This window comes from Acidobacteriota bacterium (assembly GCA_009691245.1).
In the GTDB taxonomy this organism is placed as follows: domain Bacteria; phylum Acidobacteriota; class Terriglobia; order 2-12-FULL-54-10; family 2-12-FULL-54-10; genus SHUM01.
The window spans coordinates 1-16,305 of the sequence record SHUM01000032.1; the positions used below are offsets into that span (position 1 = coordinate 1).

General features: G+C 60.6%; 17 protein-coding genes and 3 pseudogenes. 7 read left to right on the forward strand and 13 right to left on the reverse strand.

The window, feature by feature from the left end:
- Window positions 1-73 precede the first annotated feature (73 nt).
- The 10 genes from EXQ56_09015 to EXQ56_09060 form a co-directional block, all read right to left on the reverse strand.
- Complete coding sequence (locus EXQ56_09015; protein ID MSO20586.1) at window positions 74-283, reverse strand: hypothetical protein; 210 nt, start codon at window positions 281-283, stop codon at window positions 74-76.
- 288 nt (window positions 284-571) lie between these two features.
- Window positions 572-1,375 carry a TIGR00730 family Rossman fold protein gene (locus tag EXQ56_09020; protein ID MSO20587.1) on the reverse strand — a complete coding sequence of 268 codons (804 nt, stop codon included), beginning with the start codon at window positions 1,373-1,375 and terminating at the stop codon, window positions 572-574.
- 96 nt (window positions 1,376-1,471) lie between these two features.
- Entirely contained in the window at window positions 1,472-2,161 is a 690-nt protein-coding gene (locus EXQ56_09025; GenBank protein MSO20588.1) for a TVP38/TMEM64 family protein, read from the reverse strand.
- Between the two features lies 1 nt (window position 2,162).
- Window positions 2,163-3,830, reverse strand: a complete 1,668-nt coding sequence (locus EXQ56_09030; GenBank protein ID MSO20589.1) for a ribonuclease J — start codon at window positions 3,828-3,830, stop codon at window positions 2,163-2,165.
- Between the two features lie 38 nt (window positions 3,831-3,868).
- Entirely contained in the window at window positions 3,869-4,252 is a 384-nt protein-coding gene (locus EXQ56_09035) for an mRNA-degrading endonuclease (GenBank protein ID MSO20590.1), read from the reverse strand.
- Window positions 4,213-4,455 carry an AbrB/MazE/SpoVT family DNA-binding domain-containing protein gene (locus tag EXQ56_09040; protein ID MSO20591.1) on the reverse strand — a complete coding sequence of 81 codons (243 nt, stop codon included), beginning with the start codon at window positions 4,453-4,455 and terminating at the stop codon, window positions 4,213-4,215. The genes EXQ56_09035 and EXQ56_09040 overlap by 40 nt, the downstream gene beginning before the upstream one ends.
- A gap of 206 nt (window positions 4,456-4,661) precedes the next feature.
- A complete protein-coding gene (locus EXQ56_09045) occupies window positions 4,662-4,994 on the reverse strand; it encodes a hypothetical protein (protein MSO20592.1) in 333 nt (110 codons plus the stop codon).
- A 226-nt stretch (window positions 4,995-5,220) separates the two neighbouring features.
- Window positions 5,221-5,715 carry a hypothetical protein gene (locus tag EXQ56_09050; protein MSO20593.1) on the reverse strand — a complete coding sequence of 165 codons (495 nt, stop codon included), beginning with the start codon at window positions 5,713-5,715 and terminating at the stop codon, window positions 5,221-5,223.
- Window positions 5,716-5,728: 13 nt separating this feature from the next.
- Complete coding sequence (locus EXQ56_09055; protein MSO20594.1) at window positions 5,729-6,043, reverse strand: hypothetical protein; 315 nt, start codon at window positions 6,041-6,043, stop codon at window positions 5,729-5,731.
- Between the two features lie 440 nt (window positions 6,044-6,483).
- Entirely contained in the window at window positions 6,484-6,936 is a 453-nt protein-coding gene (locus EXQ56_09060; GenBank protein ID MSO20595.1) for a DUF411 domain-containing protein, read from the reverse strand.
- Between the two features lie 291 nt (window positions 6,937-7,227).
- Between EXQ56_09060 and rlmN the strand changes: the two genes are divergently transcribed.
- Entirely contained in the window at window positions 7,228-8,373 is a 1,146-nt protein-coding gene (gene rlmN, locus EXQ56_09065; protein ID MSO20596.1) for a 23S rRNA (adenine(2503)-C(2))-methyltransferase RlmN, read from the forward strand.
- Window positions 8,374-8,440: 67 nt separating this feature from the next.
- Here rlmN and pgeF read toward each other — a convergent pair whose 3' ends face one another.
- Window positions 8,441-9,442, reverse strand: a complete 1,002-nt coding sequence (pgeF, locus tag EXQ56_09070; GenBank protein ID MSO20597.1) for a peptidoglycan editing factor PgeF — start codon at window positions 9,440-9,442, stop codon at window positions 8,441-8,443.
- Between the two features lie 86 nt (window positions 9,443-9,528).
- Between pgeF and EXQ56_09075 the strand changes: the two are divergent.
- Both EXQ56_09075 and EXQ56_09080 read left to right on the forward strand, forming a co-directional pair.
- Window positions 9,529-10,675: pseudogene (locus tag EXQ56_09075) on the forward strand ((2Fe-2S)-binding protein).
- Window positions 10,672-11,049: a holo-ACP synthase gene (locus EXQ56_09080; GenBank protein ID MSO20598.1), complete on the forward strand. Its 378-nt coding sequence runs from the start codon at window positions 10,672-10,674 to the stop codon at window positions 11,047-11,049. The pseudogene EXQ56_09075 and the gene EXQ56_09080 overlap by 4 nt, the downstream one beginning before the upstream one ends.
- Window positions 11,050-11,058: 9 nt before the next feature.
- Here EXQ56_09080 and mtaB read toward each other — a convergent pair whose 3' ends face one another.
- Both mtaB and EXQ56_09090 read right to left on the reverse strand, forming a co-directional pair.
- Window positions 11,059-12,519: a tRNA (N(6)-L-threonylcarbamoyladenosine(37)-C(2))-methylthiotransferase MtaB gene (gene mtaB, locus EXQ56_09085; GenBank protein ID MSO20599.1), complete on the reverse strand. Its 1,461-nt coding sequence runs from the start codon at window positions 12,517-12,519 to the stop codon at window positions 11,059-11,061.
- 174 nt (window positions 12,520-12,693) lie between these two features.
- Entirely contained in the window at window positions 12,694-12,894 is a 201-nt protein-coding gene (locus EXQ56_09090; protein MSO20600.1) for a 30S ribosomal protein S21, read from the reverse strand.
- A gap of 181 nt (window positions 12,895-13,075) precedes the next feature.
- On the opposite strand from EXQ56_09090, the gene glgC reads away from it, so the two are divergent.
- The 4 genes and pseudogenes from glgC to EXQ56_09110 all read left to right on the forward strand — a co-directional run bounded on the left by glgC (window position 13,076) and on the right by EXQ56_09110 (window position 16,244).
- On the forward strand, window positions 13,076-14,290 hold the full coding sequence (gene glgC, locus EXQ56_09095; protein MSO20601.1) for a glucose-1-phosphate adenylyltransferase: 1,215 nt from the start codon (window positions 13,076-13,078) through the stop codon (window positions 14,288-14,290).
- Between the two features lie 69 nt (window positions 14,291-14,359).
- On the forward strand, window positions 14,360-15,688 hold the full coding sequence (locus tag EXQ56_09100; GenBank protein MSO20602.1) for a phosphopyruvate hydratase: 1,329 nt from the start codon (window positions 14,360-14,362) through the stop codon (window positions 15,686-15,688).
- 43 nt (window positions 15,689-15,731) lie between these two features.
- Window positions 15,732-15,956: pseudogene (locus tag EXQ56_09105) on the forward strand (addiction module protein).
- A pseudogene (locus EXQ56_09110) lies at window positions 15,946-16,244 on the forward strand (type II toxin-antitoxin system RelE/ParE family toxin). Before EXQ56_09105 ends, EXQ56_09110 begins: the two co-directional pseudogenes overlap by 11 nt.
- Window positions 16,245-16,305: the final 61 nt, after the last annotated feature.

Below are 16,305 nucleotides of genomic sequence, written 5' to 3' on the forward strand. Positions count from 1 at the left end.
CATTCTGCGTCTCGATCCACAGCGCCGTCCCGCCCGTCTGCTCGGCGAACAGCGCGAAAGTGACACCGCGCGCTCATGCCTTTACCTCCGTGTCCTCTGCGCCCTCCGCGGTTAAGACGTTTCCGCTGAATTGAATCTGCCCCGGCACAACTTGATTCGCCGCATCACTCGCCGCCGCGGCACTCTCCGCCGCAGAGAGTATGCGCGGGTGGGCCAGCACCAGAATAAGGCTGGCGAAAAGCAGTGTGTGGAACCAGTAACGGATTGTGGGCGTGTGATGCATGGTCGCGGGTCTCCTTAAAACCATTCAGTCTTTCATCGTCATCCTGATTTCAACTAAATCGCCGGGAGGGCGAGATGCCTCCCAGCACCATAGTGCCAGCGGAGGAGGGTGGACAAGAGGCTACCGTGCGAATTATGACACAAGCTAATGCTGGATTTGGCGAAAAATCGACATGAATTTACAGTAAGGTATAGGCCTAGTAAGCAATAGGCCCTGTCTGTGGATGGAGGCGGCGATTGCCACGGAGTGACGGAAACTACACTCTTGATTAGACTTGCCGCCGGGCCGTCACACACCGCGCTCGAATAGGATGCGGGCGGGCTTGCGGCGGACGCGGTATTTCAGTCCGAAGCGCTGCGTGGCGGCCTGGACCATGCACTCGGCGGCAACGGCAGGTGAGTCAGTAACCACGATGCGGTCAAGGTCTTCGGCGTCAATGGCGTGATTGGCCAGCAATGACTCGCGAAGGAAGTGAACCAGCGGAGCCCAGTAGGCTGTGCCGAACAGGACGACTGGAAAGTTTTGTATCTTACCGGTCTGAATCAGTGTGGCCACCTCGAAAAGTTCGTCCATGGTGCCGAAGCCGCCGGGAGCGGCGATGAAGCCGTAGGAATACTTCACCAACATCACTTTGCGGATGAAGAAGTAACGGAACTGTACGAAGCGGTCGAGATAGGGGTTGGGCGCTTGCTCCAAGGGCAGGGTGATGTTGCAGCCGATGGAAGAACCGCCGGCCTCCTTGGCGCCTCTATTCGCCCCTTCCATCAGGCCGGGGCCGCCGCCGGTCATCACCGTGAAGCCCTCCCGTGCGAGTCGGCCCCCAAGTTCGCGGGCCTGCTGGTAGTAGGGGTGCGACTCGGGGAAACGCGCCGAGCCGAAGACGGTTACGCAAGGGCCGACGAAGTGCAGTTGGCGGAAGCCGGAGATCAGTTCGCGGAAGACGCGCAGGGCGCGGAAGAACTCGAAGCGGCGGGTACGCGGGCCTTCGAGGAACTTCTGCTCCTCGGGCGTGGAGGAGGCTTTACCCCAGCGCGGCTCGGGTGCGGGAGTGATGAAGTGCGTGGGGATGATGGAATCGTCGTTGGTGGCCATGCAGCTAGAGTAAACCAGTCAGGGGCGAGGCCGGAAGGAGTAACGTTAGGCCAGTGGCGCTGAACATGTAGCGCGGCACGGTCACACCGCATTGCCCTAACCGTGGTTGCGGGTGATGCGGTGGTGGATGGTGCGCAGGGCCAGCGCGCTGAACGCGATGACCACCGCGCCCAGGCCGATGAGCAGCGTGGTCTGGCGTTCGAGGAAGCTGGCGCCGAGGTAAATGGTGGCGATGGCGTAGGGCAGCTCGACAGTCAGCAAGATGACGAAATATTTCCAGAAGGGATAGCGCGCCAGGCCCAGCAGATATCCGGGAACCTCCGAGGGCACGGCGAACTGAAAGAGCAGGACGAAGCCGAAGCCCGCGCGATGGGTGATGATATTTTCGTAGCGGTGCAGCGCCGGGCCGCGGTGCAGCGCCGTTACCACCTGCCGCCCCAGATAGCGCCCGATGGCATAAGCCAGCGCGCCGCCGATGATCCAGCCGGTCCACAGCAGCAAAACGCTGATGGCCTTGCCCCAAACGAGTATGGCCACGGGGGCGATGAGCGCGCTCGAAACAAACGCCACCATCGCCGAGGTGGCGGCCAGCGCGACGAAGGCGATCACGCCCAGCACGGGGCGGGTCCGTACAATGGCTTCCGTGGCGATAAGCAGATCGAGCAGCCAGGAGTGAACCGAGTCGGAAGTAGCGGCCAGAACAATGCCGATGGCCAGCAGGAGCAGAATCACAGCTCGACGCCTGGTGGAAGGGAATCGTTGCGCGAGATGCAACTTGGTCTCCAACCTAAATTTCCATAATGACTGGCAGAATCAGCGGGTGGCGCGAGGTTTGCTTCTTGATGTAGCGCTTCAGGTCGGCGCGAATTTTCTCTTTGATCAATCCATAGTCACCGCGCACCTCGCCGGAGGATTTTTCGAGCGTGCCGACGATAATCTCCTTGGCGTTGGTCAGAAAAGCCTCGGTGTCATCGCCGAAGACGAAGCCGCGGCTGATGATCTCGGGATAGGATTCGATCTTGCCGCTGAGCTTGTTGATGGCGATGATGGGGATGACGATGCCGTCCTCGGAGATATGGCGGCGGTCGCGGATAATCATATCTTCGACCACTTCGTCGATCGATCCAGAGTCGATGCACAGCCGTCCCACGGTGACGCGGCCGGACTTGCGCGCGCCGTCGCCGTCGAACTCCAGCACATCGCCGATCTCGAGGACGAAGGTCTCCTTGATCTCCTCAATGTGCGCCGCGAGCCGCGCATGTCGCAGCAGGTGGCGGTACTCGCCGTGCATGGGGATGAAATATTTCGGCTTGGCCAGGTTGAGCATGAGCAGCAGCTCCTCCTGACTGGCGTGCCCGGAGACGTGAATGGGCGGCTGCGAGCCGTCATCGTAGATGACTTCGGCGCCGCGGCGGCAGAGGTGGTTGATCATGCGGAAGATGGGTTTATCATTGCCCGGAATGATGCGGGAGGACAAGATTACCGTGTCGCCGGACTCGATGACGGCCTGACGATGATCGTCCACGGCGGCGCGCGCCAGGCCCGACATGGGTTCGCCCTGGCAGCCGGTGATGATCACGGCGACGCGCTCGCGCTGTGTGGATTTAATGTCGGCGGAGCGCAGCAGCATGCCGTCGGGGATGGTCAGGTATCCCAGCCGGTGCGCGATCTCGGTGGTGTTGGAGAGGCTCCGGCCGAGGAAGGCGACCTTGCGTTTGGCCTGCTGCGCCAGATCGACGATCAACTGGATGCGGTGCATGGAGCTCGAGAAGCACGAAACGTACACGCGCTTCTGCGCGCGCGAGATGAGGTGCTCCAGGCGCGGGCGAACGGCTCGCTCCGAGGGCGTGGAGCCGGCGCGCTCCACGTTGGTGGAATCAGAGAACAGCGCCAGCACGCCGCGCTTGCCATACTCGGCGACAGTGTGCAGGTCAAAGACCTCGCCGTCGGTGGGCGTGGGGTCAATCTTGAAGTCACCGGTGTGCAGGATCACGCCCAGCGGCGTGGTGATGGCTAGCATGGCCGCGTTGACGATGCTGTGCGTTACGTGAATGAACTCGATCGTAAACGGGCCGACGGTGATGCGCTGCTTGGGCTTGGTCTCATGCAACTTCACTTTGCCGAGCAGGTTGTGTTCGGCCAGCTTGCCCTCCACCAGCGCCAGCGTGAAGGGTGTGCCGTAGACGGGGCGATTGATTTCAGCGAGCACGTAGGGCAGCGCGCCGATGTGGTCCTCGTGGCCGTGCGTCAGGATGAAGGCGCGAACGTATTTCTCATTTTCCTTGAGATAGGTGATGTCGGGGATGACGATGTCGACGCCGAGCAGCTCGGCCTCGGGGAAGGTCATGCCGGCGTCAATGACGATGATGTCATCGCCATAGCGGATGGCCATCATGTTCTTGCCGAACTCGCCCAGCCCGCCGAGCGGGATCACTTGCAGTTTTTTATCAGCCATGTAGGTGCGCGAACCTCACAGGATATACAAATTAAATATCATTCATTATGCAGAAGTGTGTCGAGCGTTTCCAAAACATCACTTAAGAATGCTGGAGAAACACGGCAACAGAATTCCGCGCGGCGGACTTTCCAGTCCAGATTCTTCACCGCGTCCGAGAGGACACATCCCGACACGGGTAAATTGCCCGGGAGCTTTACTTCAAAGGCGAAGCCCTTTTGCTGGCTGGTGATCGGACAAAACACGGCCAGTCCAACTTTCCCATTATAACTCGATGGCGAAAGAACCAGCGCGGGACGACGACCGCTTAGTTTGTGGCCGGCGTGCGGGTCCAAGGTAATCCAGGCGATATCTCCGCGCTCGGGGATGTATCGCGAGGCCACTACCAGATCTCCCGTCCGACTGGTTTGCCAGTGTCCCATTCACCATGAAGATTGGATTTCTTCACTCCGGCAAGCATATCTTTCAGCCGCAATTTGCGCTTGCGGACCGGCGACACGATCAGACGCCCATCGGAGATGGTTAGCTCAACGGCGGAACCTGCCTCTACTCCGGCGTCCTGTGCGAAAGGCTTGGGGATGCGAAGCCCTAGGCTGTTCCCCCACTTTTGAACCTGCACGCGCATCGCGAACCTCCCGGCTCTAAGTTTATACAATGAATATACGTCATCAGCCGGGACGGATCAAGTGCCCTGCGGTTTTCCGGCGACTGAACCATGCTGGAGGGTAAAGGGGGCGAATCCTCACAAGTATGCTCCGCGTCCGAAATGCGCCGGGTGTTATGGCCTCCGCCAGAATGTCAACGGCAGCTTGCTTCGGCTTAGCGCCATGTTCAGGGAACAAGCGTAATCGCGGCGTTATTGCTTTGGGCGTTTCCCCGGACGACAATCACATTGACGCTCCCCAGGCCGGCGTCAGTCGGAATCTGCGCATTGATCTGGACGGGAGAGACGTAAAACAGCGGCGCCGCCCGCGCTGATGGCGGGAGGCCCTTGCGGCCCGCCGCCATCGGGTCCATAGCCCAGGCTGGCCTGGCTGTTCTCCCGCGCCGAAGGCCACCAGAGAGCATGATCGAGGCCCGGATAGCGGGCGGCTCGAACACGCGCCTGCGTGGCAGGCAGCAAGAGATATTTTTCCAGGGCCAGGGCTCCCTGGAGATTGGCATTGGGGAACCTCTCCGGTTTCAGAACCACGGTAACCATCATCCGGCTGAGAATGGCGTCATTCACGAGCAGCGGGCGTAGGGCGGCTTGAGTTTCTTCCAGATATTGCAGGAAGGGCACCAGCCCCCAGATGGTGTAGGCGCCGCGTTGCGCTGCCGCCGCCACCGCGTTGGCCTCGCGCAATCCCATGTCCACGTACCAGCCCTCTTTGCTGGGACGCCCGGCAAATTACCATAGCAGATCCTCGGTGTACTTCGGAATCCCGCTATTGTTGACGACGAAGGTAGACCGAGTTTGGGCGATCCGGCGAAAACCCTCCACGGCGTCCGAGAGACCGGAGATGCGCGCCGGATCGCTGGGTGGTCCGATGATCACATTCTGATTGCCGAAAACGAATCGCGGCCACAAATCAAAGCCGTCGGCCATGAAAGGCTCAAGTCCGGCATGACCGTAGTGCGAGATGACCAGGTCCGCCTGACCGCCGCGGGCTCGCTCGTAGACGTCTTCCCCCGAATAGACTTCCACGCGAAGGCCGGTCTGCCTCTCGAATTCCGGCAGAACCTCGCGCAGCAACCCGCCCTCCGCCGGCGTATTGACCACCGCGAGACGAACCAGGTTGCTTTGTGCGCGTGCCTCGCGGACTGAGAAGAACCAAACCCAGAGAATCAGGATGATCGGAAGCGCTGACCAAACGAAACCCCGGCTCGCTTTACTCCAAGGCATGGTTCCCTCCTGGTTACGGCTCGACCGGTTTGGCCTGGACTACCTTCAGCCTGAGGGGGTCTGCGGAGTCGTCTAGCGAGGCCACCACGGAGAGGATGGCGTCGGAGGTGGCTGGCAGCGGCGTCGCGCCCTCCGCGGGCTCGATCAGCAGGAAGCGGTCTTCGCCGGCGATGAGAAAGTGCTTGGCGCCTTCTTCCACGATGTGGCCACGCGCTACGATCTGGATGAGCACGAAGGCCGCGTCGGCCTTGTCGGCGGCTTCGCGCAGAATCTTGGCGTCAAAGCTGGTGTCGGGCTTATAGGCGACAAAAACGATGTTCTTCTGCATGTCAACGATAACTTCGGCAACGCCAGACTGGCGTTCGAGGATCGACTTGATAGTCGCTCCGCAGGATCCTCAGAGTGCGCGATTGGCGCGCGCCGCAACGCGCTCCACCTGCGCTGAGGCGAGTGTGCTGCCCACGGCGATCAGCAGAAACGCCGCCGCTAATCTAAATTGAGTTCGCATGTTCTTGTCCCCCTTACAGCCAACTATACCCCACGCCGGAATCAGTCACAAAAAATAATTGCGGCAGTTGCCTGTGGACTGATCCGAGCCGCGACAATTATGGAGCGTCCACGATGCACGAAACCCTGAACTCTAAACGCGACCGAAGTACTGTGGGAACGACGGAATGCTCCTGAAGGCGGGACTTGGTTGCGCACACAATTATCGTGGACGCTCCATGACGGTAGCGGCTCAGATACAACAACATCCCGAAAAGCGCCCTAATTCCCGTCGTAGGCCTGCCAGACGCTGGTTTTGCCGTCCATGGTGAACAGCAGGACTTTGAACGCGTCTTTCTTCGAACCCATGTCCATGCCGGGCGAGCCCATGGGCATCCCCGGGACGGCGAGTCCCAGCGCCTTGGGCTTTTCCTTCAGCAGGCGATGAATATCCGCCGCCGGGACGTGGCCTTCAATCGCGTAGACCTCGACGATGCCGAAGTGGCAGGAGCGCAGCTCCGCCGGGATTTTCGCCTTGTCCTTGCGCTCGTCAAGATCATCCACGTCATGCGCTGTTACCTGAAAGCCGTTGGTGCGCAGATGATCGAGCCACACGCTGCAGCAGCCGCAGGACTTGGATTTATAAACAGTAATCTCCGGATCAGCGGCACGCGCGGCAACGCTCATGGTCGCCAGGAGAATAATCAGCACGGGCAGGATGGTTCTCAATCGCATATGCGGCAAACTCCTTTTGCGGGGTAGACAGTTACGTTTCTAAGGACAATATAACAGAGAACACAGCGGGATGGGGAAAATGGTGTATCCGAGCCGCGACAGTCATGGAGCGTCCACGATAATTGTGTGCGCAACCAAGTCCTGCCATCAGGGTCCCGTCATCAGGAGCATTCCATCGTTCCCACAGTACTTCGGTTGCGTTTAGAGTTTAGATGTTCGTGCATTGTGGACTCTCCATTACTGTCGCGGCTCGGATACACCATCCCGGAAAACGCGCTAAACTGGATGCCGATGACAACTCAAAAAGAACAACTGATTGGCCTGACATTGGAGCAGATGGAAGCCCGTCTCAAACAGGCCGGCGAGCCGGCCTTCCGGGGCCGTCAGCTCTATCACGCGCTCTATCGCGAGCGGCAGGCGGACTTCGCTAAGATCACCGCGTTTCCGCTGGCGCTGCGCGCGCAATTGCAGGAGCGCTATGAGGCCACACTGCCCGCCGTGGACCGCACCTTCCACAGCGCCGACGGCACCACGCGCTTTCTGCTGGGCCTGGCCGACGGCAAGCAGATCGAAGCCGTGGTGATGCCCAGGTACTTGCCCAGCAATCCGCGTGAGTTGCGTATGCGCACGACTTACTGTGTTTCCACGCAGGCAGGCTGTGCCGTCGATTGCAAATTCTGCCTCACCGGCGCGCTGGGGTTCTTCCGTAACTTGACCGCTGGTGAAATTGTCGGCCAGGTGCTGCGCGCGATGGGCAAGGCAGAGGAAGCAGATGATCCAAAAGATGCAAAGGAAGTAAAGGAGGCAGACGACGCAGAGGAAAATCATGCCGCCGCACCCGGCGCACCGCGCCTGAACCTGGTCTTCATGGGACAGGGCGAGCCGCTGCTGAACTATGACAACGTCCTGACCGCCTTCCGTATTCTGTCCGACACCAAGGGCATCGGCATCCCCGCTTCGCGCATCACGCTCTCGACCGCCGGCGTCGTGCCCGGCATCGAGCGGCTGGGGCAGGAGGCCCATCGACCGCGGCTGGCCATCTCGCTGAACGCGCCCAATGACGAGATTCGCACGCGCATCATGCCCATCAACAAAAAGTGGCCCATCGCCGAGCTGCTGCGCGCCTGCCGCAACTATCCGCTGCGCCCGAAAGAACAACTCACTTTTGAGTATGTGCTGCTCGCCGGAGTGAATGACTCAATCGCTCACGCGCGTGAGTTGGCGAAATTGATCTGCAAGCTGCCCTGCAAAGTAAATCTGATCGGATGGAATCCCGGCCCCGAGCTGGGCTTCCGAACCACTTCCGACGCCGTCATTCGCGCGTTTCAGGCTGAGTTGAAGGATCGGGGAATTTCCAACTACCTGCGTGTCCCCCGCGGCCGCGACATCTTTGCCGCCTGCGGACAGTTGAGCCTTGCTTCGCAAGGCGGGGTGTAGTGAGTGGGGTGTTGGGTGTAGTGAAAACCAGAATTGCTCTTACCACACCCAACGCCCCACACCCTGTTCAACATTTAATGCCGATCACCGACATCATTCGCCCCGCGCGCAGCGCGTCGCGGCGGTGTGAGAAGAACTGCCGCGGATGGCAGTGCGTGCAGGGCGCGTCCGTCCAGATATTTTCGGCGGGGACGCCCGCGGCGGCTAGCTGGCTCACGTTGGCCTTCACTAAATCCAGATGATACTTCTTCGGTTTCTCCAGCAGCGGATACTTGATGACGTTGCGATACATTAGCGCGTGTCGCTCGGCGAACGGACGCTCGCGCTCCGGGGGCAGCGCAAAACATTTCAGGCTCTGATTAAACTGCGACTCAAAGGCTCGCAGCACGTCTTCGCCGACCTCGAAGCAGCACGCCTGAATGCCCGGTCCGATGGCCACGCGCAGGTCTGCAGGACGCGAACCGTGGAGCATCATCATGCGCCCCACGCCTTTCTGCGCGATACGCCGCAGCGTGCCGCGCCATCCGCAATGGATCGAGGCCACCACGCGCTGCCTCGTGTCAGCAATCAGAATGGGCAGGCAGTCCGCGCTGAGGATGGAGAGCAGCAGACCCGGCTGCGCGGTGATCTGTCCGTCGCCGCGCAGGGAATCCTCGCACGGTGATCTCCCCGCGTGGCCACTCATGCCGCCAACGCTGCGCAGCAGGTCCGAGTGAATCTGGTTCAGCGTAAGAAGCTGGAAGTCCTTGCCGGGCAGGGCACCGATAAAGCGCCGGCGGTTTTCCGTGATGTTCGCGGCTGAATCCCATTTGAGCCTGCCAAGATTCAGCTCGCCGCGCTTGGAAGGCGAGTAAGGAGGAATGCTCACGCCGCCGTAGCGCGTCGAGAATCCATGCACCAGCCAGGGAATTGCCTCGAACAGCGGGCTTATCAAGATGGTGCAGTCAGTCGGCGCACTTTTTTCGGAAGGTGGTGATGGCTGTCGGGGACTGGCTTTCCGTGCGCGGGCGGCGTGCATGGATTCCTTTCCAATTCGTGTTAGTCTGTGCGTTCCGGCGTTGGCTGGCATTATCTATTGTACCGGACCGGAACGAGCCGCTGTGCGTGCCGGCTGGATTTTTGTCGAACCGCCGGACCTGAAGGAGATGGTGAAAAATGGGTGAATCTGTCAGCAGTCCAGCATCGCCAGCCGAGTGGGCCGACGTGGGTGATGCGGAGCAGTTGAGAAAAACCGCGGTCCAACCTATTAACGTGGGCGGCAAGCGTCTCGCACTGACGTGCCGTGACGGCGAGTTCGGCGCGGTTTCCGGAGCGTGCAACCATGCAGGCGGCCCGTTGGGCGAAGGCCGCCTAGACGGGGACTATGTCGTTTGTCCCTGGCACTATTGGAAATTTCACCGCATCGGCGGGCAGGGTGAGCCGGGCTTTGAAGAGGATGCGGTGCCCGCGCATCGCGTGAAGGTGGAGAGTGGACGCGTGCTGGTGGAGGCCACGCCGCACACCAAGCGCTCGCGCAAGCCGCACGCGCCGCATCCGCTGGCGCGCCCGCCTGTCCGCGAGCCGGGCCCGGTGCGCGTGCTGGGCATCTCGACCACGGCCATGATCTCTGATCAGCCGCGCTACAGCACCTCCGACGATCTGCTGGAGTACGCCATGCGGCACGCCGCCACGCTCGGCGCCGAGGCGCGCACCATCCACCTTCGTGAACTGAGCTTCCGGGCCTGCGAAGGGTTATACTCGAAGTCGGCGCGCGCCTGCACCTGGCCCTGCTCGATCACCCAGATGGACCCGACCGACCAGTTGGACCGCGTCTATGAAGGCGTGGTGCACTGGGCCGACGTGATACTGGTGAGCACGCCGATTCGCTGGGGAGCGCCGTCGAGCCTGTACTTCAAGATGGTCGAGCGCATGAATTGCATCCAGAACCAGGAGACCATCGCAAATCGCCAACTGATGCGCAACAAGGTCGCGGGGTTCATCATCATGGGCGGGCAGGACAACATTCAGGCCGTGGCCGGGCAGATGCTCGGCTTCTTCGCCGAGATCGGCTGCCAGTTCCCCACGTTCCCCTACATCGCTCATTCGCGCGGCTGGAGCGCCGAGGACATGGAGAATAATACGCGCTACGTGCGGGGCTCGAAGTTTCTGCACGATGGCGCTCGTGGAGCGCTGCGTGGGGCTGGCGCGGTTGCTGGTTGCCGGCACGTTGGTTGAGGGCGAGGTCCCGCGCGGCGGACGCAAGGCGCATGAGCTGGACACGCACGCGCAGTTGCACACCAAGGAAACGGCAGAATCACAATGATTGTGGGGTCGGGAGTGGACATCGCGGAAGTGGCGCGCGTGCGCGAGGTCCTCGCACGGCACGGCGAGCGCTTCCTCCAGCGCGTGTTTACTCCCCTGGAGATCGCCTATTGCCAGCGTCACAAGAACAGCGTGGAGCGTTTCGCCGCCCGCTTCGCCGCCAAGGAAGCCGCCATGAAGGCGCTGGGCACCGGCTGGCGCAACGGCGTCACCTGGAAGGATTTCGAAGTAGCCAACGAGCCCAGCGGCAAGCCCACGCTGCGCTTGACTGGCAAGGCTGCGGAAATCTGCGCCGCCCTCGGCGGCCAGCGCATTCATCTATCCATGACGCACACCGAGGCGACCGCCTTCGCGCAAGTCATCATTGAAGATTAATTGGGATTCCTACGAAATTACGTCGCCGAACAATCCATCTAGCGATTCCGAAATTATCTGGACGCGGACGTGGGTGTTGGGAGCGGGATGTTCAGATTTGGGTGCGAGCGCGATGCGAAGATAGTTGTCGCTGAGGGCGGGGGCTCCTCCGGATGTTCCCTTATCGAGAGTGAGTGCAGGGAGTATCTGGCCTACCTGGCGCTCGCGGAATTGCTGGTTCTTGCGGGCGGAGAGGTCGCGCAGCAGGCGGCCGCGCTCGCGGATCACTGGCGGCGGGACTTGGTCGGGCATTTGGTCGGCGGGGGTGCCGGGGCGGCGCGAGTAGGGGAACACGTGCAGGTAGGTCATGGGCAGCTCGTCGATGAGCGCGTAAGTCTGCTGGAAGTCATTGTCGGTTTCGCCGGGGAAGCCGACGATCACGTCGGCGCCGAAGGCTGCGTTGGGGAAGCGCGCGTAAGCGGCGAGGATGCGCTGGCGGTAGCGCGCGGCGGTGTACTTGCGGTGCATCAGGCGCAGGATGCGGTCCGAGCCGCTTTGCAGCGGCGCGTGGATGTGGCGTGCGATGCGCGGCGTCGAGGCTATCAGGTCGAGCAGCGTGTCGGTGAAGTCCATCGGCTCGACGGAACTAAGTCGTAACTTTTCAATCCCCGTTTCATCCAACACTCTTCGCAACAATCGCACGAAGCTGGTGCGGCGCCTGCCGCTCGTGCCCTCTCCGGCTCCGGTGAGGTCGCGGCCATACTGGCCGAGGTTCACGCCGGAGATGACCACTTCGCGGTAGCCTGCGTCGGTCAGGCTCCGCACCTGCTCGACAACTTCGGCGGGCGCGAGGCTTCGGCTGAGCCCGCGCACTGACGGGATGATGCAGAACGAGCAGCGATTGTTGCAACCATCCTGAATTTTCAGATTGGGCCGCGTGCGATCCTCCACGGTGCCGCCGAAAAACGGCGCGGCGGTAAATTGGCGCTGCGCGCGAATGTCCGAGGTCAGGATGCGTGCTAGCGGCGCGGGCGCGATGGAGCCGAGTGGCGCGGTGTCGTCGTCGGGATGCGTGGCGGCGAGTTGGGTGATCGGGAAGAAGGAAGCAGAGGAACGGACAGGCGCAAGCGCGTTTTCCTCTGCTTCATTTGCTTCCTCTACATCCAGCAGGCCTGCAATCTCGGATTTGTGCGCATTACCGACAACCCACTCCACGCCGGGCAGCGCGGCCAGTTCTTCCGGGCGGCGCTGCGCGTAGCAGCCGGTGATGACGATGCGGGCTTGCGGGTTGTCGCGATGGATGCGCCGCGCGGACTGGCGCAGGTCAGCGTCGGCGGCGGAGGTTACCGTGCAACTGTTCAGGATAACCACGTCGGCTTTGGCTTGGTCAGGTGAGGCGACGTAACCGCGCGCCGCGAGGTCCTGTTCGATGGCAGCGCCGTCGGCCTGATTGGCTCGGCATCCGAAGTTGTGGGTGTGGTAGCTGGGCATGTTTTGCGTGACAGAGCCGCGACCGGAAGGGAGCGGACGCGCTCATCGGCCACTGATGATCGTCAAACGAGACCGCTCGCTTACGCGCGCGGCTCTGTGGGGCTACAGAAAAAGAGAAGGGGCGTGCCGTTGAGTAACAGCACGCCCGGATTGTAAAACTGTAACTGCCAAAAACTAATCGCCTTCACTACGACGAAAACGCTTACGGCTGCGTTTGCGGGCAAGGGCTTGCTTTACGCGCTTCTTCTCACCGGGTTTCAGATAGAACGAATGCTTCTTGATCTCTTTAATGATGTCTTCGGTCTGAACTCTCCGCTTGAAGCGGCGCAGGGCGTTTTCCAAGGACTCGCCGTCCTGGAGTCTAACTTCCGCCAATGTAAATACACCCCCTCGCTATTTGGCGTTTCTTTGTGCCAGCAGCTATAATCTCAAGTTTAGAGCCCTGAGACAATAGAATTCTGGCAGCTCGTTGAAAAACTGTTTGGGGTGTTATTCCGCGCTCGGCTCGGAATGACACCGATTATATCTTCCGGCAGTCACCAATCAAAGGGAAGTCATGGATAAAGTATTGACCATTCTGCTCGCCGGTGGGGCCGGTGAAAGGCTCTTCCCTCTAACGCGTGAGCGCGCCAAGCCCGCCGTGCCGTTCGGAGCCATCTACCGCATTATCGACGTTACCTTAAGCAACTGCATCAACTCCGGCCTGCGCAAGATATTCATCCTCACCCAGTACAAGGCACTTTCGTTGAACCGGCACATCCGGCTGGGTTGGAATATTTTTTCGCCCGAGATGGGCGAGTTCATTGAGATTGTTCCACCGATGAAACGCGTGGGCGAGAATTGGTATCAGGGCACGGCGGACGCTGTCTTCCAGAATATTTACAGCATATTGATCGAGGACCCCGACTATGTGCTGGTGCTGGCTGCGGATCATATCTACAAGATGGACTACCAGAAGATGCTGGAGCAGCACAAGCGCACCGGCGCCGAGGTTACCGTGGGCACCATCCCGCAACCCGCTGAGGCGGCCTCGCGCTTTGGCGTGGTCCAGCAGGATGCGGGCGGGGTCATTACCGGATTCGTGGAGAAGCCGCAGGGCGCGGCGCTGGATGAGCTGCAGCGCGAGGGTACGGTGCAGACTTCGATGGGCATCTACCTGTTCACCGCGTCGAAGCTGATCTCCATGCTGCGCAAGGACGCCGGCGACATGAGCTCGGCGCACGATTTTGGCAAGAACATCATCCCCGAGATGGTGGGGAGCCATCGCGTGATCTCCTACCCGTTCGTGGACGAGAATCACCAGGAGGCGCTCTATTGGCGCGATGTCGGCACGCTGGACGCTTACTACGAGGCCAACATGGACCTGGTAACCGTGCGGCCGACTTTTAATCTGTATCACCGCGATTGGCCCATTCGCACCATGGCGCTGCAGAATCCGCCGGCTAAGTTTGTTTTCGCGCAGGAGGGATCGCGCATGGGGTTGGTTCTGGACTCGATTGTGTCGCCGGGCTGCATCGTTAGCGGCGGTCGCGTGGTGCAGAGCGTGCTGTCGCCTGACGTGCGCGTGAACAGCTACTCCGAGGTGCAGGGTTCCATCCTGTTTTCGGGCGTCAGCGTGGGCCGCTACAGCCGCTTGCGGCGCTGCATCATCGACCGCGATGTGAACATTCCAGAGAATATCCAGATCGGCTATGACTTGGACCAGGACCGTGAGCGGGGGTACACGATTACTGAGAACGGCGTGGTGGTGGTGGGCCGTCCCGTGCCGTAAGATGGGGATATGGCCGGGAGTGATTGAGTAGAGTGAGTCATTTTATTAATCCGAGTGAGCGAGGCGGCGATGAGCCAGCAAGCAGATACAAAGATAAAGAGTGTCCAGGGCAGGGAAGTGCTGGATTCGCGTGGGAACCCCACGGTGGAAGCGGAAGTTACTTTATCCAGTGGCGCGATAGGCTGGGCGGCGGTGCCGAGCGGCGCATCAACGGGCGAGCACGAAGCTGTTGAATTGCGCGACGGCGATTCCAATCGCTATCTCGGCAAAGGCGTGCGCAAGGCGGTCGAGAACATCGGCAAAGTGATTGCCCCGGCGTTGGCTGGTACGAATGCGCGAGAACAGTCGGCGGTGGACCGCCTGATGATTGATCTGGATGGTACGCCGAACAAGTCGAAGCTGGGAGCGAACGCGATTTTGGCTGTGTCGATGGCCACGGCGCGCGCGGCGGCAGCGGCGGCGGGCCTGCCGCTCTACCGCTATCTGGCTGGGCTTGCGGGTCCGCCAATCGGCTCGACGCCGGGCACGTTGTTGCCCGTGCCGCTGATGAACATCATCAATGGCGGCGCGCACTCGGACAACAATGTTGATTTCCAGGAGTTCATGATCGCGCCCATAGGCGCGGAGAAATTTTCCGACGCGCTGCGCATGGGCGTCGAAGTATTTCATCACCTGAAGAAGGTGCTCGCGAAAAAGGGATATTCGACCGCGGTGGGCGACGAAGGCGGGTTCGCGCCGAATCTGCGCTCCAACACCGAAGCGATTGAAGAAATTCTTGAAGCCATTAACGCGGCTGGCTACAAGGTCGGCGAGCAGATCATGCTGGCGCTCGATCCGGCGACGAGTGAGTTCTACAAGGACGGAAAGTACATCTTCAAGAAATCCGACAAGAGTGAGCATAGCTCCGAACAGATGGTCGAGTTCTGGGCCAACTGGGTGCGGCAGTATCCCATTGTCTCGATCGAAGACGGCCTCGCCGAGGATGACTGGGATGGCTGGAAGCTGATCACGCAGAGGCTGGGAGCGAAGGTGCAGTTAGTGGGCGACGATCTTTTCGTCACCAACACCGAGCGGCTGGAGCGCGGCATCAAGGAGCACGCCGCCAACTCGATCCTCATCAAGGTCAATCAGATTGGCTCGCTGACCGAAACGCTGGAGGCCATCGGCATGGCCCGCCGCGCCGGCTTCAACTCCATCATCTCGCACCGCTCCGGCGAGACCGAAGACTCCTTTATCGCCGACCTCGCGGTGGCCACCGACGCGGGGCAAATCAAGACCGGCTCGGCCAGCCGCTCCGACCGCATCGCCAAATACAACCGCCTGCTGCGCATCGAAGACGAGTTGGGCGCGGAGGCTGGCTTCCTCGGGCGCAAGACCGTATTTGGTTTTGGCGGTTGAATGAAGTGCGCTAGCTTTGAGAGAATTGGCGGGGGTGCTTCACATGAATCCACCAACTACATCGATCTTTGATTTGAGTGCTTCCGAGAAACTTCAGCTAGTGGAAGATTTATGGGATGATCTGGCAGCCACGCCCGAGTCCGTGCCGGTGCATGACTGGCAAAAATAGGAATTGGCGCGACGAAAGGCCAATCTACTGAAGAACCCGGATTCAGGGCTCGCCTGGGAAGAATTCAAACGCAGGGTTCGCAGCCGTCATGCCCGCTAAACTAATTGTAGCCCCGGAGGCTGAGCAGGACGTTGCGGAAGCCTACGCCTGGTACGAAAGCCGCCGCCCCGGCTTGGGGGAAGAGTTCTGAGTTGTGTGGATGCTTGCGTGGAAGCCATTTGCCGCACTCCCGGGATGCACCCCCTCGCGCACGAAACCTATCGCCGGGCGTTGGTGCGCCGCTTCCCATATGCGGCGTTCTTCGGGTACGCGGAAGGCGCGGTAACGCTCTACTGCATATTTCACACTTCCCGCAATCCGGACAAATGGTGCCAGCGGCTTCCCTGAGATTGTGACGTTGCGAAAATTCCTTGTAGTTTAGATAATTCCTTTTAACCAGAATCCAATG

What these genes read in the sequence shown, in the direction of transcription:
- EXQ56_09045 (MSO20592.1), bottom strand. Translation starts at nt 4,994, where the DNA reads ATGCCAATCTCCAGGGAGCCCTGGCCCTGGAAAAATATCTCTTGCTGC.
- EXQ56_09015 (MSO20586.1), bottom strand. Translation starts at nt 283, where the DNA reads ATGCATCACACGCCCACAATCCGTTACTGGTTCCACACACTGCTTTTC.
- EXQ56_09035 (MSO20590.1), bottom strand. Translation starts at nt 4,252, where the DNA reads ATGGGACACTGGCAAACCAGTCGGACGGGAGATCTGGTAGTGGCCTCG.
- EXQ56_09080 (MSO20598.1), top strand. Translation starts at nt 10,672, where the DNA reads ATGATTGTGGGGTCGGGAGTGGACATCGCGGAAGTGGCGCGCGTGCGC.
- mtaB (MSO20599.1), bottom strand. Translation starts at nt 12,519, where the DNA reads ATGCCCAGCTACCACACCCACAACTTCGGATGCCGAGCCAATCAGGCC.
- glgC (MSO20601.1), top strand. Translation starts at nt 13,076, where the DNA reads ATGGATAAAGTATTGACCATTCTGCTCGCCGGTGGGGCCGGTGAAAGG.
- EXQ56_09100 (MSO20602.1), top strand. Translation starts at nt 14,360, where the DNA reads ATGAGCCAGCAAGCAGATACAAAGATAAAGAGTGTCCAGGGCAGGGAA.
- EXQ56_09050 (MSO20593.1), bottom strand. Translation starts at nt 5,715, where the DNA reads ATGCCTTGGAGTAAAGCGAGCCGGGGTTTCGTTTGGTCAGCGCTTCCG.
- EXQ56_09020 (MSO20587.1), bottom strand. Translation starts at nt 1,375, where the DNA reads ATGGCCACCAACGACGATTCCATCATCCCCACGCACTTCATCACTCCC.
- rlmN (MSO20596.1), top strand. Translation starts at nt 7,228, where the DNA reads ATGACAACTCAAAAAGAACAACTGATTGGCCTGACATTGGAGCAGATG.
- EXQ56_09060 (MSO20595.1), bottom strand. Translation starts at nt 6,936, where the DNA reads ATGCGATTGAGAACCATCCTGCCCGTGCTGATTATTCTCCTGGCGACC.
- EXQ56_09030 (MSO20589.1), bottom strand. Translation starts at nt 3,830, where the DNA reads ATGGCTGATAAAAAACTGCAAGTGATCCCGCTCGGCGGGCTGGGCGAG.
- pgeF (MSO20597.1), bottom strand. Translation starts at nt 9,442, where the DNA reads ATGCCAGCCAACGCCGGAACGCACAGACTAACACGAATTGGAAAGGAA.
- EXQ56_09040 (MSO20591.1), bottom strand. Translation starts at nt 4,455, where the DNA reads ATGCGCGTGCAGGTTCAAAAGTGGGGGAACAGCCTAGGGCTTCGCATC.
- EXQ56_09055 (MSO20594.1), bottom strand. Translation starts at nt 6,043, where the DNA reads ATGCAGAAGAACATCGTTTTTGTCGCCTATAAGCCCGACACCAGCTTT.